Origin of the sequence: Leptospira sanjuanensis, assembly GCF_022267325.1 — a bacterium.
Taxonomy (GTDB): Bacteria; Spirochaetota; Leptospiria; order Leptospirales; family Leptospiraceae; genus Leptospira; species Leptospira sanjuanensis.
The window spans coordinates 3587233-3602794 of record NZ_JAIZBG010000001.1; the positions used below are offsets into that span (position 1 = coordinate 3587233).

The window sequence follows — 15562 nt, forward strand, 5'->3', positions numbered from 1 at the left end:
ATCTATCTTAGAAAGTTTGAATTGAAAACAGAATTTTCGCACGACTAACAAAATTTATATCAAAGTCGTATTAAAATCTGCCAAATTAAACGGAAATTTTTTCTTTCCCTTTGACTTTCGAAATTTCCTTTCGAAAATTTTCATACGGATCTTCGTTTGTGCTTTCGGAAGAAGCGCCCTTACCGGCTTTACCGGACGTTGCTCCCGGATCGGGTTTGGAAGCGAACCAGGAATCCAAATACTTCAAAGCCCTGGAAATTTTTTCGTTTTGAAAATCCTCGTCTTTGTTTCTGAGTTTGAATTCTAAGTTCTTCTTTTTTTCGGACAATACTTTATGAATTTCTTTCGCGCGAGATCGAAACGTTTCGTCGTCCGGATACATCACGATCGAATCGTTCTTATCACCGGCCGGATCGGAAAGAAGTACGAACTTTTCCCGATCGATGATTTGATGAACCACATCGGAAGAAGTTCCCGGAACTTCAAAGAGAACGTCCTTTAACAACGGGGGAATCATCTTTTGAAAATAATATTGATTCAAAGCCTCGGATACTTTCGATTTTTGTTCGAGCGCTTTGATTCTTTCTTCTTCTTTTAATTTTTCCTGAATCTTACTTTGTTCCGACTTCAAAACGGCTTCGCGGTTTTTGGATCTTAAAAAAGATTGTTCGGATCTGATTTTTTCCTTTGCGGATTGAAAGAACATATCCTGTAGCAGCTTTCCGATTCCGAAAAAATCCAGAATCGCAAAATACCACGGAAAGTACTCCACATATCCTTTGCGAAGAACCTTTCCGTAACCTTTAACGAATTCTCCGTCTTTGAATACGCCTCGCAGCGCGTCTTCGTTGAGTTCGATCAAGTTTCGAATGCTCAACACTTTCCAAGCTTCCACCGAAGCAACAGTCGCCAAAGACTTGATTACGGACTTTACCGTTTCGACGTCGATTCTCATAAAAGAATGCATCGTCACGCCTTTCGTTTCCCATGTGGAATAGGCGAGATGCATGTCTTCTGTAAAAAGTTTTTTCAACTCGGCGGGAAACGTTCTGAATTCTTCATCGGGAATGAATAAGACGAGTTTGTCCCAACGTCCGGTTTGTTTTGCTAGATGATCGCTCATTTCGTGGAACCGATTTCGAATCTGTTCGTGATAGGAAAGTCCGAGAGAATTTTCGATTTCATCTCCTAAACTTCGAATCAGCTCCACCCCCATCAGCTTGCGTTTTTGTTTTCTTTCGGGATCGGAATCTACGACCTTTTCGATCGCTTCGGCCCTTTTTCTTCCGAAAGAAGTGGTAGGCGTCGCGGAAGGATCGTTCGCGTGAAGCCGTTCCTCGTGCGAAATCATATTGAAGGCGTCCGATAAAGCCCATTTGTATTTTGGAAAGATCTTCTTAAAATGAAACTCGTCCACGAGTTCGAACAAACTCTGAAGTTCTTTGGACTTTACCGTAAGATATCCGAACTCCGGTATTTCCCGGATTCTTCCCTTTTTGATCAATCCGTCCGTGATTTCGAACAGCATGTCCTTTACGTAATCCGAATTTAATGGAATACTAATATACGGAGGTTTGAAAAAATTTTCCGGATTGAAGAAGAGTTTCAATTTCGAAGGATTCTCCCCTTTAAAATCCGCCTCCAAATCTTCCCATAAAACTTCCTTCCCGAGAACGGGTCTGCTTTCCAAATACGTAAGAATCGAGTTGATCGAAAGATCGATAAGAGAAAGATAAATGCGCGTTAGATCTCCGAGTTCCGTATCTGGGTAGGCAACGTAACAAGGTTTTAGTTTTAATTCGGAAGTCGCGGGATCGATATAGAAATAGGCGAACTGAAGAGCGACTCCGTCTTCCAGCAGACGTTTGATATGAAAAACGACTTCGGCTGTTGTTAGCTCTGCGGCTTCGGGAACTCTGGATTCCACTTGAAATAAGTTTTGAGACTTCGCGTTTTTATGATTCGTCTGCGAAACTACGGCCTTATAAACGGAGTGCGTAAGTCTATCGTTCAGATAATAACTTACGACTTCGTTGATCTTTTTAACTTTTAAAAAGTTGGGTTGCGTTTGGTTTCCACCCAACGCTGGATTTAAGGCCGGCTTACTCATCGCCTCTCCACTGTTAGACTATCTAGATAATTTTCAGATTTTTCGGAAGGCTTTTCGTTTAATGGTAACTTCAGTTTTTTCATCGGATCTACGAATGGAAAGCAAATTTCCAAGTTTTTTTCAGATTTGATTCTCTTGACTTCTCGCCTAGCCGACTGGTTCCATGAATCTAACATGAAGCTCACCAAGAAATATACCTTTCGGTCTAGAAAGGCATTGCTCGTTATATTAGACGGGGTCGGATACTCGTCGAAAGGCTCCGAATCCGGAAACGCAATCGCGGGCGCAAAACTTCCTTTTTTAAATCAGGTCTGGAATCAATCCCCCACTCTTCACATTCAAGCGCACGGAAAAGCGGTCGGCATGCCGTCCGACGAAGATATGGGAAATTCCGAAGTCGGTCACAACGTTCTAGGCTCCGGAAGAATTTTCGACCAAGGCGCTAAATTAGTTTCGAATTCGATCGCAAGTCAAGAAATCTTTCAAGGACAAGCTTGGAAAGAAGTGATCGAAAACGCAAAGAAGAGGAATTCCACCTTACATCTGTTAGGTCTTTTTTCGGACGGAAACGTTCACGCTCACATCGATCATACGAAAGCCTTGATTTCCAAGGCGATCGAAGAAAAAGTTCCCAAGATTCGTCTTCATATCCTTTTGGATGGAAGGGACGTTCCCGAAAAATCCGCATTAGATTATTTGAATCCTTTCGAAACTTGGCTCGATTCCCTGCGCAAAAACGGAGCGGATATCCGCATCGCTTCCGGCGGCGGAAGAATGACCATCACGATGGATCGTTACGAAGCGGATTGGTCCATGGTCGAAAGAGGTTGGAAAATCCACGTTAAAGGAGAAGGCAGAAAATTCTCCTCCGCAAAAGAAGCGATCGAAACGTTTCGAACCGAAGATCCGAAAGTCATCGATCAATATCTTCCTTCTTTCGTAATTGCGGAGAATGGAAATCCGGTCGGACCGATCGTCGACGGAGACTCCGTGGTTTTTACGAACTTCCGCGGAGACAGAGCGATCGAAATTTCCTTGGCGTTTACCGAAAAAAATTTCGACAAGTTCGATCGCGGATCTCTTCCTGATATCGTCTATGCAGGTATTATGCAGTACGACGGGGACTTGAAACTTCCCGAACGTTTTTTAGTCGCTCCTCCCGCGATCGATCGAACCCTCGGCGAATACATGGCCAACAGCGGAGTCGCTCAGTACGCGTTATCCGAAACACAAAAATACGGACACGTTACCTATTTCTGGAACGGAAACAAAAGCGGCTACTTTGATCGAACTTCGGAGGAATACAAAGAGATTCAATCCGACGTGATTCCTTTCGATCAAAGCCCGGAGATGAAGGCGCTTCTGATCACTGAAGCTTTGGAAAAAGCCCTTACCGAAAACAAACAGGATTTCTATCGGGTGAATTACGCGAACGGAGATATGGTCGGACATACGGGCAATTTTCCCGCTACGATTCAAGCGATGGAATTTCTGGACGGCTGCGTGGAACGGCTTTGGAAAATATGCGAAAAACAGAATATTGTTTTACTGATCACCGCCGATCACGGCAACGCGGACGAGATGTATCAGTTGGATAAAAAAGGAAACGTGGAAAAGGATACAAAGGGAAATCCTGTTCCTAAAACGAGTCATACTCTGAATCCCGTTCCGTTCTCCATTTTGGATCCGGAAAAGAAAATCCGTTTGAATGCGGGCGTTTCCAATCCAGGTTTAGCGAACGTCGCGGCCACTATTTTGGACGTTATGGGTTACGAAACTCCGGAAGGTTATCATTCTTCCCTGATTCAAAATTAATCCGAAACAATTTGTTTCTGCGCGGCTACTTAGGAAAGTCCTTCTTAGGGAAGATCGCGCAGTTTGTTAAACGAAATCGAACAGAAAATCGCGGAAATCAAAATAAAAATTCCCGAAAATCCTAAAGACCAAGGTTGTCCGTAAAGATCTGCGAGCCTGCCGGTCAACAAACCGGCGAGCGCCGGAGTCGTCTGAAAGATCAAACTGTAAAAACTCATGACCCGTCCCCGAACTCCGTCCGGAGTGATCAACTGCAGCGTGGAAGGAATCAACGCACTGAGAAGTCCTCCCAAAATTCCCGTAGTCAATAGAAGCGCCGCCGATAGAATCGCGTTTTGAGAATTAGCGATCGCTAATGCGATGATTCCCGTAAGAAAAGTCGCGGCCAACATCACGTAGCCGCGATGAAAACGGTCGTGCAGAAGTCTCGCTCCGATTCCGCCGATAAACAATCCGAGTCCCAGAGTTCCCATATACAACCCTCTTCCCTGTTCGTTTAACAATAATATGTTTTTTGCGAATTGCGGAAGAACCACCTGCATCGGTCCCACCATAAAGATCGCGAACGCGGTCAGAATCAAAAGTTCCACGGAGACTTTTTCGGTTTTTAAAAAGAGAAGCCCGGTTTTCAGACCTTCCCAGATCGTTTCTTTTTCGACGGAAACCGTTTCCCGAATTTTTACCAGGATTAAAAACAAATATCCGAACAGATACAAAGCGCCGATCGTATAAAACAGTATATCCCAATCCTGCTTTTGTTTGATCAAACCTACGATCATCGGAGCCAATCCGAATCCTACGATAATCAGGATGTTCAACATCATCGTTGCCTTTCCCGTGTCTTTCGCATCGACCAAATTGCCGAGCAATGTCAATCGACCGGGAATCATAAACGTCAGAGCGAGTCCGTTGTATGCGGCAAGAAGAATTAAAATCCAACGAAGATCATAGTTCATTCTTCCCGTTCCGATCAGAATTCCTATAATCAATGCGGAAAGAATGTAGTTCGTCTGAAAGAGATACAGAATCTTCAAACGCGAATATCGATCGAGAACGGCTCCCACAAAAAAACTGAACAAGATCGTGGGCAACACGTTCGCAAAAAAGATCGAGCCTGCAAACGTCTGCGATCCGGTGATGTCCAGCGAGTATATAATCAAAGAGTAATTGAGCATATTCCCCGCGAGCAAGGTCACTCCCGTATTTGCATAAAAGTACAGAAGACTCTTTTTGGAAAACGTCTCGTTTTCTTTTTGTGATTGCTGATGTTTGGATTTGTTCATATTTGATTCGGATCGATCACGGATCGATTTAGGATTTTCGTCCTTCGATCCATTCTTCGTCGTAGTCTTGTTTTTCGAAGGTGGTTCTCGCCTTCAAGTTTCGCCCGCCTTTGTATCTTCTTTCCTCGGAATGGGAAGACCACCACTGATCGGCTTTTTCGGAAAACTTCTCCCTTCTTAAATCCATGTGAGGATGCGATTGAAAGTATTCGCTGATGAGTTTGGCTTTTTTGGTTCCCGACTCGGGAGAATATTTTTCCAATCGAAGAAACGCAAGTCCCACTCCGTTCGGATCATACATCGTATTCAAGATCAAATCGAACGCGTATTCGTCCGCTTCGTCTTCCTGCGTTTTGTTGTATGCGTGTCTCGTCATCCATTGAAACGCGAAGTCCGCAAGCTTGCCTAACGTTTCCGTTCCGATCTTCGCAGCCAGCAGTTCGAAACGAACGCCGTCCATACAATGCGATTTTTCGATATGACCCACCTCGTGCGCGAGAACGGCCACCAACTCGTGTTCGGACTTGAGAGTCGTCATCAAACCTCTCGTAACGAAGATCACTCCTCCGGGCAGCGCAAACGCGTTCGGCGATTCCTCTTCCATCACGTAAACCGTGTAATCGAACGGTTTCTGTTTATACGCAGTGAGAGTTCCGATCAACTGATTTAGATAAACGTAATCTTTGTCGTTCGGATTCTGCATCTCCGTAAATCGTTCACGGATCGCGTCGCCGTATTCCTTTTCGTCGAGAGAATCAACGGACAAAACTTTCGTTAGCGCGCGGTTCATCGTTCGAATCGGCTTGCCGAGAATCTGGTAAAAGGGAGCTAACGTGGAGTTTCGTTCCGTTTGAATCTGTTCTTTGTATAATAAGAACATCAGAACGCTTCCAAAACCCAATATCCCTATAAAAAAAATCAATCGTTTCATTTAAAACCGATCCCGGTATTTGTTATAAATCGTATTCATTAAAAGCAATATACTTCCCACTCCCAAGAACACGACCGCTTTGAGAATCGTTCCGGAAGAAGAAAGGTCGTGAAAGATCAACCTTCCCACGCAGAACAACAAAAGTCCCAAGGAAAGATAACGGAACCAGGACTCTTTCAAAAACAATCCTAGCAGGAAGATCAAGAATGCGAGAGTGGACCAAAGCAAAGTAAGGACCGCGCTCGAAAAGGACCAATAGAGGAATAGAAAAATTCCTATAAAGAAAGGATAATATACCACTCCGTTGAGATAGGTTCCGGTCTTGTCCGCGATTCCTTTTAAAAAACCGAGGCCGAGCGGAAACCCTATATTCTCCTTTCCGTATCCTCGATAAGCTCGGAACACGAATAAGAATAAAAGAAGAATGGTGAGAACGCCGGGGATCCACTTAGCCTGCATCCAATGTGCGACTGGATTGTCTTCGGTCGACACGATAAAGGTCAGATAAAAGCAGGCAAACAAATGAAATAGAATTCCATACCATCGAAATCTCGAAAGGTTTTCCTGTTTTCGAATCCCGAGTTCCAAAACTCCGAGTGCCGCGACCGCAAACGCGACGCTGATCCAAGATTCGCTTACGACGGAATAGGAGATCAAACCCAGAAAGAAAAGACAACCTTCGTTTAACAACGGATATACGATCTGCCAAAAACGGACGTTTTCAGTTTCTCTAATATTGGAAGTCGCCCAATAAATCCAAACGGACATCCCGAGGACCGCGGTCCAATTGGAAGCCGACAAAAATCCAAGATACATATAGGAGGACTGTAAATCCACATAAACGTAATGAACCGTAAACGCGATCAATCCCAGCCAGGAAGCTCGTTTAAGAAAATCGGAAAGGATCGCGATCGAAAGAGAATCCATCTTTCTTCCGAAAAATTGCCCGAATTCCAAAAACGAAATCGACAACAAAGCCCAAGCCGGTCCGACGATGAGATTGGAGATCGGATTCAAAACGTCCTTCGTATAAATATACACACTCAGAACGATTCCGAAAACTCCGAGATAGCCGGGCAATACGTTGTAATACTTTTGAAAGAATCGAAGCGGAGCTTTCCAAATTCCCGTCCAACCGATAAACGAAGTCTCCAATCCTACCAAACCGATTCTCGGAAAAACGAAAAACACGGAACTCAATTGAACGAAAACGGATGCGATCTGAAACCCTCTTTCCTTCCAAGGAAATTCGTTTTGATTCGCAAAGACGGTGGATTCTCCGCCTAAGAAAATTTCCAAATTCGTCCATATGAAAAAGAAATAAACGTACAACGCGAATCGTTCGGTCTTGAGCGTTTTCCGTTTCGATAAAAAGAAAATGACCCAGGTCAGGACCGCCATCGCGAACGAAAGAATTCTTCCGGGTGTTTCGGTATAAATTCCGATGACTACGATCGAAATTAAAAGTTCCCAGAACAAAGGCTGCGCGGACCGCAGCAAATCGAGAGAGGAGAATTCTTCCTCGGGAAAAAGAATCCAGTATAAGAACAAAGAGGCAGCGAGCATCTCGATCCAAAAACGGGCGGGAATCCCGAAAAGAACGGATGCGGATTGAAACTCTACGGTAAAATGTCGTAATAAAAAAATTCCCGTTAATACGAACGACAACACATAAAGAGAGGAGAATAGTTTTCCGTCGTCCGAGGAATCCCCGTTTTCCCGCTTCCGAATCCATCTTCCCAGTTCCAAATAAAGAAGAGAAAGAAGAATCGCGAACGGCCCGAACAAAAGCGAACCCTTCAGATTCAGATAGTAATAAAACGTGAATACCAGGTGCGCCGTAAAACCGAAAATTCCCGGCCAATAAAGCGGTTTTTGTCCGTTTAAAACATTAGAATTCTTTAAATAAACTAAAAACGGCAGTAACCACGGAAGGGATAACGCAAGAACCCGTTCGTGGTTTTCAAACGTTCCAAAAGCGATCGATTTCCACAAACTCAAGGTGACGAGAGGCGCGAGTAAAACGATCGTAAACGAAAGTCTCGTCGAAGACAATTTCTGCCTTAAAACCAGAATTGCGCTTAACAAAATCGATGGGATCCAAACTCCGTAGATCTCGTTCGAAAAGAATAGATAGAATGAAAACAAACCCAATCCGGCAAGCAGACTCATCAACGTGATGAGCAAAGAAGTCAGGGACAATTCTTCCTTTAGAATCGGAAATCGTTTTTCCAAGATTCCGATAAAGCCGACTAACGCAAGTATTAGAACTCCGTAACCTATCTGCGAAACGAGCGCGGACGAAACCGCAACCCCCGGATTTTCCGATTGAAAAAATTGACGATACGAGAAACCGATCAGCGCTCCGAATACGATCGTCGTAAGGGATAGAGAAACGCTTTCCAAAAATCGGCTTTCTTCCCGAAAACAAACCCAGGAAAAGATCAAAATCTCGAACGACAGGATCGCGAGAATCGCAAGCGAATCCAAACTCCAAAGTCGCAGCGAAAAAATTCCAAGGACGATCAAGGATTGGGAAACCAATCGATCCGTAAGAAACAACCAGGAAATTTCTTTTCGTTTTGCGGCCTTGGACAAGAACCAAACGATTCCTGCGCCGACAAACAATACGAATGTGCTGATCTTCGTTTTTTGCGAATAATGAATCAGGCTGATTCCAAGATACGACCAGTTAAGAAGATGACTTGCGAGTGGAAAGAGTTCGAATTCTTTTTTCCCGTACAAAGTTTCCCGGTAATGAACGAGAAGCGCGCCGCAAAATACGGGAAGAATACAAAGAATCGGAAAAACTACCTCGATACCGGCCGGCTTTGCCTGCGAGAAGATCTGATAATGCCAATGGAGATGGGCCGCAAAAAAACCGGTGCTTACCGCCAACAGATGAATTTGTCTTCGTTCCCTGTAATTCCAGATCACGCCCGGTAAACAAATCAACGCAATTACGCCTAACGTAAAACCGGAGGATTGCGGGATCGACACCGCCACCAATCCCAAAATCGTATGCAACGAAGCGAATGTTTCGTTTTTAGACCGATAACCCGCGTAAAGATTCACGATTAGTCCCGCACTCAAAACCGCGAGAGCCGCATAGGAATTCTCCAACCATTTCAACGCATCGATGGAACCGCTTCCCAAAGAAACGAAAAGCAGAACCGCCGCCGCGCTGCTTCGAAGCGCAAGCGATACGTTTTTGAATTCAGGTTTTTTTCCGAGCCAGAACGCAAGAACCGCAAGAACAAAAGAAAATCCGAATATAAGAAGACAACGATATATTGCGGAAAGAATAAAGAGCGCATAAATTCCGAGGAATCCGATTCCCGCAACGAGAATAACCGCTCCCAAAATTCCGGTCCAGTTTTCCGAAAGAGGTTTTTCGATCTTCTTCCAGAGCTGAACCAAAAATCCGGGCTCTTTAGGAACCTGCGGTTCGATCTTTTCCGCCGTCGCAGCCTGCGCAACCGACGCTCGTTTTTCTTTGAATTCGACGGATGTCGTTTTAGCAAGAACCGGAGTTTGGGCTTCGGTCCGCACCTCGATTTTGTCCGTTTTCTTTTCTTGTTGTCGAACGGGCGGAACGGAGGACGGCGGAGGCACGTCCGTAATCGGAACGATCGGTTTTTCCTCCGCAAGCGGTCGTTTACTTTCCTTAGGTTTTTCCTGAGAAAGCATCGATTCCAAAGAACGAATCCGCTCTTTGAGTTCTTCGATTTCCGTTTTTAATCCTTTGGATTGAAAAAAAGTGTATAAACTGAATAAGAATAAAACGAAGATTAAGAATACTTCCAAATGATCGACTCCCCGATCGATACTTCGGATAAATCCTTTTTCGTCAAATCAATCCGAGATCAAAAATTTATTTCGAAAGAATCCGATTCCTAAAAAGGAAGTAACTCCTTCATAGGAATGGTTGCGTTCGGCAACCACATCAGAATTCCGATTCCGAAAATCAACAACAGCAGAACCAGTTTTTTCCCGGAGACGGGGGTTCCGTTCGACTTTTCGGTTCGAACATACCAGAAGATACAACCGAGACTGAATAATAATTCGATCAAAATCGCGACGTGCGGAAAATAATAATACGAATTCAACGAAACGACGGGAGAATCCGGACTCAACAGCTGATGTTCGAAACCCACGATCAAGTCGCATAACACGTGCAATACGGTCAAGAAGCCGCACCAAGCCGAAAACGAAACATCCTTATAGATCGGATAAATTACCGCCGTAACGACTCCTCCCTGAATAAACGCGGGAATCAAATTGTGGCTGTAGGTCATATGAACCTGGAGATTCTGAAACGTCGCTTCGAATAAAGAAGACGGGAAAGCGGGTTCGACCCCGATGAACGCCAGAAAAAGCCAAAAAAACTCCGGAACGTTAGCGCATAAAAGAAGAACCCAGAACGGATAACGTTTGAACTTGGAATAAGGAATCAGCGCGGATGCGTAATGACCTAAAATCATAATTCTTTTTTTGTTACCACGTAATGAACGAGATACATTCCTAAAAGATAGAAAAACACGAGCGTGATCAATAAGGACGGCATAACTTATGCCTTCGTATTGGTATCGAGTTCGGGGGATTGTCAACAAATAATTACGATCGATTCTATCTAAATCTTAATCAGGAAGTCGTAGCCGATTTCGATTTCCTCTTTCGCTTTGATGAACAAAAGCGAAGGTTTTTCTAGTTTAAAATCCGAAAAGGTTATGTTTACCTTACCGAAAACCCGAATTTGTCCCGATTCCTTTTGCTCCACTCTTCCGCGGGATTCAAAGTCGCGGGTCAAACCGCGGATCGTCAGTTTTCCGCGAATCGAATACGAATCTCCGGAAGGCGTCACGGATTCGATCAGTGCAACGATCTCGGGAGTATCAGGATATCCTAATATTTCCATGATATGTGAATCCCTACTTTCGTCCCCCGAATGAATTCTTAAAATAGGAATCTTAATCGCAAAGGGAGAACCCAGTTTATATCCCGTCCCCGAACTTTGAACGTTCGGTGAATCCGCATTCACTTCCTTGCAAACCCCGTGAACTTCTTTCATGGGATGAATCGCCAGAAAGGTGATTTCCTTTTTGAGAATTTCGGAAGCGTACGTTTGAGAAACGAATAGAAGCGAAACTAAGAAAACGATTTGCCGAAGTTTTTTCATCTTTTTTTGAATCCTTAAAATGTGATCACGAGTAAAGACAGCGAGAAGGCTCCGAACCCAGCCCATCCTACCTGCTGCATATCCCTTGCGGCTTCGGGTCCGTGTTTTTCGATTCTTTGGCCCAAGGAAGGAAGAATCAACATGGCGGCCAAGTGAAACGGAATCAACGCCTTATGCGCAAAGATCGGACTGTAGATATTCACGTCCGAATCCTCCGAGTCGACGACCCGTTTGGGAGCGAAAAACGCAAGTCCTGCGGTCAACATATACATTCCAAAAGTTGAATATGCTAATTGTTTGTGAAAATCTCCCGAATGTTTCGCTTCCCATTCCTCCTGGGATTTTAATGCGAAGTAGAGCGGAAAGTTATTGGCGGGATCTTTTAAAAGGAAATACGTTGCGGCGATACTGTTTTGGTTCAAGCCTTGCGCCAAAGCGACCGCGTAGACGGGATCATTGTTCGCGTATTCGGGGTGCGCGAAAAGCAGGACCTTCGCATATTGATCCGAGGTTCGATACAAACTGTCCTTCGCTTTTTCCCCTTCCAAGTTGGTCGCCAACCAAAGCCCCAGAGTGATGAATCCGGAAAGTTGATGAAATTCCAGCATTCTTCGGCGCGTGGAAAGATCGTTCTTGCTGATTTGCGGTTCCGTGTTTTGCGGGGTTTTCACCGCGGGGGCAACCGGCTGCGCGGTCAGCTCGCTCATGAAACCGCTTCCGATAAAAACGTTCGATACCAGGAGAACACAAATCCATTTTCGAAGCATCATACAATCCTCTTTCACTTTGCGATTCGGGAAAGTATAAGTGAAACATTCACATTTACAACAAGAATCCGATTATTTCATGCGCTTCATTGCGATCATAGCGATGTCGTCAGAAAGTTCGGAAAAGCCCGCACTTCCGATGCTTTTGCCCGTGTAGCCGTCCAAATCATTCACGATGGATTGGATTACTTGAGTAGGCGATTGATGTGCGTTTGACACGAGCGTCTGAAACAATCTTTCCTTGCCGTACATTTTGTTTTGAGGATTACGCGCTTCGTCCAAACCGTCCGTGTACTGAAAGAAAAGATCGCCAGGATCCATCTGAAACGATTTCGGTTCGATCGTGGTTTCAAAAAAGGAATTCTCATCCATTCCGATCGGCAATCCTCCGCCCGGAAGTTCCCTGAGTTTTTTTTCGGACGCGTCGTATAACAGCGGTTTGACGTGCCCCGCGGATGCATATCTCATCTTCGCAGTGGTTCGATCGTAGATGGCGATAAAGAAAGTAACGAAGATATGATCGGGCGTATCGGAATACAGATATTCGTTCAGTTCGAGAAGAATTTTTCGGAGATCCCGTTCGCCTTTGCGGAGAATCGAACGCACCTGCGCGCGGAACAATGACATAACGATCGCGGGTCCGACTCCGTGATTGGAAACGTCCCCCACACAAAGAGCGACTTCGTTTTTACTCAACTCGATAAAGTCGTAGTAATCGCCGCCGACTCCGGCCATCGCTTTGTAGAACGCGCCGAACTCCGCAGCATCTCCCAAATTGCTTGGAAGTTTTTCGGGCAGAAGACGTTTTTGAATTTCTTCGGCGGCGAGGAGTTCCCCTTTCATTTCCTCCCGTTCCTTTAAACCGTGCGTCATCCGATTGAGGGATTCGCTCAAAATCCCGATTTCGTCATAACCCGCGGGAGGAAATTCCACATCCAGATTTCCCTTACCGACTTCTTCGGTTTGATGAATGATTTTTTTGATTCTTCTTGCAACCATCCAAGCAAGCAGATACGCGAGAATTACTGCAAAGGCGCCGATCAATGCCGTATAACGTAGAAGTTCCTCCCGATTTTGACGGATCTTTCTCAAACCTTCCGTACGGTCCAAAAGAACCACGTTGTATCCCAGATGATTTTTACGAAGAAGATCGTAACCGAGACCTTTCGGATCCTCGCCGAGTTCGCTTAACAACGGAGTGGAATCGAGAACCCACATCCATTCCTCCGCTTCGCTTCTGCTTCGGATTAAAATTCCCGAATCCAAGATCGGAAGTTTCGACTTGGGAAGTTCGGTTTCTGAAGTTCCCGCAAAGATCCATTCCCGCAGAAGATCCCATTTTTTCTGCGCAAGTTTCCGTTCTTCTTCGTCTTTCCAATATCTCCTCATTAAATTGGAATCGGAACGATACGGTAAAAACGCGAATTCATCCAAGGCAGCATCGCGCAGACCTCCGAAAGATTCGGGGGCTTGAAAAAGATTCAGATGAGTCCAATCTTCTTTGTTTAAATCCATTCGTTCCAACGATTCACGAACCTCTTCGATTTTCGCTTCGAGCAAACGGATCGTCTCTTGGATTTCTTCCGGTGAGATTTTTTGTTCGTCCGATTTTACGGGCATTACCGATTTCTTCTGCCAAAGGAGAAGTTCCTCGTGCAAGGATTTGGATCGGGCTGCAAGAGAATTCTTTTCGGACTTCCAATTCTCTTCCCATTGTTTACGATCCTTCCTATAAGGATTCAATTCTTCTAATTTAGAATCCCTGGCCTTCAGAACCTTACGGTATTGAATATAAAGGTTTTTGAATTCGGCGTCCGAAGCGGGCTTAGCGGTTCCGGCTTTTCTGAGTTCGGCGATTCTTCCCTTTAGCTTTTGGGAAATTTCACCCAAGCCTGCGGAGAATTTTTTGTCCTCCTCGAGATATTCTTTCCAAGAATCCAGATTCTCCGAAATTTCGGATACGATGATTTTGGATCGTTCCGCCGTTCCGGGATTTCTGAAAACGGTCCGATACGAAACCTCGTATTGTCTTCCGCCGACTTCGTAGTTCTCGGATTCCGAATATTCGGAATTCGTTTTTAATACGTCCGAACCTTTGAACAAACCGGAGCGTCTTTCCTCGAATTCTTTCAACGCGAGAAGTTTTTTTCCCGTTCCCGAGGATTGAGGAAACAGCAAACCGGTATCCAAGGTTTGTTTTCCGGAAGTATCGTATTCCAAAATCCGAACCTTATCGGGCAACAAACCGAGCGATGCGATCTTATCTTTATAGGCGCCTTTGAAAAAGTTCTGCAGCGTTTTCGTAAGAGCCGTTTCGCCTAACTCCGATTTGGTTTCAAAATTCGGAATATCTTTTGAAAGACTTTTGTTTTCCTGAACGAGCTTTTCCTTTTCCGCCGCGAGGGAATTTTTCCTTTTAAGATCGTCCTGCGCGGAGGCGATCTCTTCTTCGATCGTTTTGATTTCTTCGGAGATCTGTTCGATTCTTGCATTTGCCGATTCGGCGGAGATTCTCGCCGACGCGGTTTGTTTGGCAAGATTTACGATCTTTTCATAGAGATTTGAATCGATGGAAGCTCCGTTTTCCTTTCTCAATTCTCCCTTTACCTTGGTTTCGAATTCCCGGATTTCCTTTTCGGAAAGATAGCGCGTAAAGTAGGTGTCCACGGATTTGTGATAGTAGTTGTATTTCACTTTTAATCCGATCGAAGCTCCGATGGATTTCAACGCGCCGAAAAGTCCCCCTTCTTTCCGGAGAACCTTTCTTTTGAATTTGCTGAGTTGTTGTTTTTTCTCCTTCACTCGGATTTTGAATTCTTCGATGAGGATCAGACTTCGGCTTAAATTTTCGAGATCGAGAACCGCCGCGTTTACGTATTCCAAAGGCGCTTTCAGCTCGGAGTTCATCTTCTCTTCGAGCGCGGCTTGTTGTTGTCCGTAATAGATCGCGGAAGTCAGCGCGAGAATCGACACGACCAATACGGCCGTGAAAAAGGAAAGTTTGGCTCGGATGCCGGGAAGGAACTTACGAAGAAGTTTGCTTCGGATCATTTTCTATCCTTGTGTGAATGAGTGTGAGTCTGTTTCTTTCAGGACGTTTGAGACGTTTATAACGGACGGTCATGATTTTTTTCAACGATCTTAAACCGAATCCGCCGTCCGCTCCGGTTTCGAAAAGCTCCTTCCAAGTATCGCTTTTTTTCAAGGTGGGATCGAATGGAATTCCTTCGTCGGTGATGGTGAATCTCCAAGTGTCTTTGTTGCGTCTCATTTTGAGTTCAACGTTAGACGCCCTTTGATCGGGAAATCCGTGTTCGATCACGTTCGTAATCGCTTCGTCCACCGCGAACACGAGTCGACCTCGAATCAGATCTCCGCATTCGTTCCCTAAAAAATTACGGACAACTTCCCGGATTTTGGAAAGTTCCGAAAGATCGTTCGGAAACGTATGCGTTAATTCCTTTTTCGAATTCATTT

Annotated in this window: 10 protein-coding genes; 1 reads left to right on the top strand and 9 read right to left on the bottom strand. The window is 44.9% G+C overall.

The window, feature by feature from the left end; genetic code table 11:
- Positions 1–85: 85 nt before the first annotated feature.
- Positions 86–2110 (bottom strand): hypothetical protein, encoded by a 2025-nt coding sequence (locus tag LFX25_RS16330; RefSeq protein ID WP_238731183.1) that lies wholly within the window; start codon positions 2108–2110, stop codon positions 86–88.
- Between the two features lie 174 nt (positions 2111–2284).
- On the opposite strand from LFX25_RS16330, the gene gpmI reads away from it, so the two are divergent.
- The gene (gpmI, locus tag LFX25_RS16335) at positions 2285–3925 is read left to right on the top strand and encodes a 2,3-bisphosphoglycerate-independent phosphoglycerate mutase (protein WP_238731184.1); all 1641 of its coding nucleotides are present in this window, start codon (positions 2285–2287) and stop codon (positions 3923–3925) included.
- A gap of 44 nt (positions 3926–3969) precedes the next feature.
- On the opposite strand, the gene LFX25_RS16340 is transcribed toward gpmI, so the two are convergent.
- The 8 genes from LFX25_RS16340 to LFX25_RS16375 all read right to left on the bottom strand — a co-directional run bounded on the left by LFX25_RS16340 (position 3970) and on the right by LFX25_RS16375 (position 15560).
- Complete coding sequence (locus tag LFX25_RS16340) at positions 3970–5208, bottom strand: MFS transporter (protein WP_238731185.1); 1239 nt, start codon at positions 5206–5208, stop codon at positions 3970–3972.
- Between the two features lie 28 nt (positions 5209–5236).
- Positions 5237–6088, bottom strand: a complete 852-nt coding sequence (locus LFX25_RS16345) for a M48 family metallopeptidase (RefSeq protein WP_238731186.1) — start codon at positions 6086–6088, stop codon at positions 5237–5239.
- Positions 6089–6139: 51 nt separating this feature from the next.
- The gene (locus LFX25_RS16350; protein ID WP_238731187.1) at positions 6140–9946 is read right to left on the bottom strand and encodes a DUF2339 domain-containing protein; all 3807 of its coding nucleotides are present in this window, start codon (positions 9944–9946) and stop codon (positions 6140–6142) included.
- A gap of 89 nt (positions 9947–10035) precedes the next feature.
- Positions 10036–10623 (bottom strand): hypothetical protein, encoded by a 588-nt coding sequence (locus LFX25_RS16355; protein WP_238731188.1) that lies wholly within the window; start codon positions 10621–10623, stop codon positions 10036–10038.
- Between the two features lie 149 nt (positions 10624–10772).
- The gene (locus LFX25_RS16360) at positions 10773–11318 is read right to left on the bottom strand and encodes a YceI family protein (RefSeq protein WP_238731189.1); all 546 of its coding nucleotides are present in this window, start codon (positions 11316–11318) and stop codon (positions 10773–10775) included.
- Positions 11319–11332: 14 nt separating this feature from the next.
- Entirely contained in the window at positions 11333–12085 is a 753-nt protein-coding gene (locus LFX25_RS16365) for a hypothetical protein (RefSeq protein ID WP_238731635.1), read from the bottom strand.
- 72 nt (positions 12086–12157) lie between these two features.
- A complete protein-coding gene (locus LFX25_RS16370) occupies positions 12158–15136 on the bottom strand; it encodes a PP2C family protein-serine/threonine phosphatase (protein WP_238731190.1) in 2979 nt (992 codons plus the stop codon).
- Positions 15111–15560 (bottom strand): ATP-binding protein, encoded by a 450-nt coding sequence (locus tag LFX25_RS16375; protein ID WP_238731191.1) that lies wholly within the window; start codon positions 15558–15560, stop codon positions 15111–15113. Before LFX25_RS16375 ends, LFX25_RS16370 begins: the two co-directional genes overlap by 26 nt.
- Between the last annotated feature and the right edge of the window lie 2 nt (positions 15561–15562).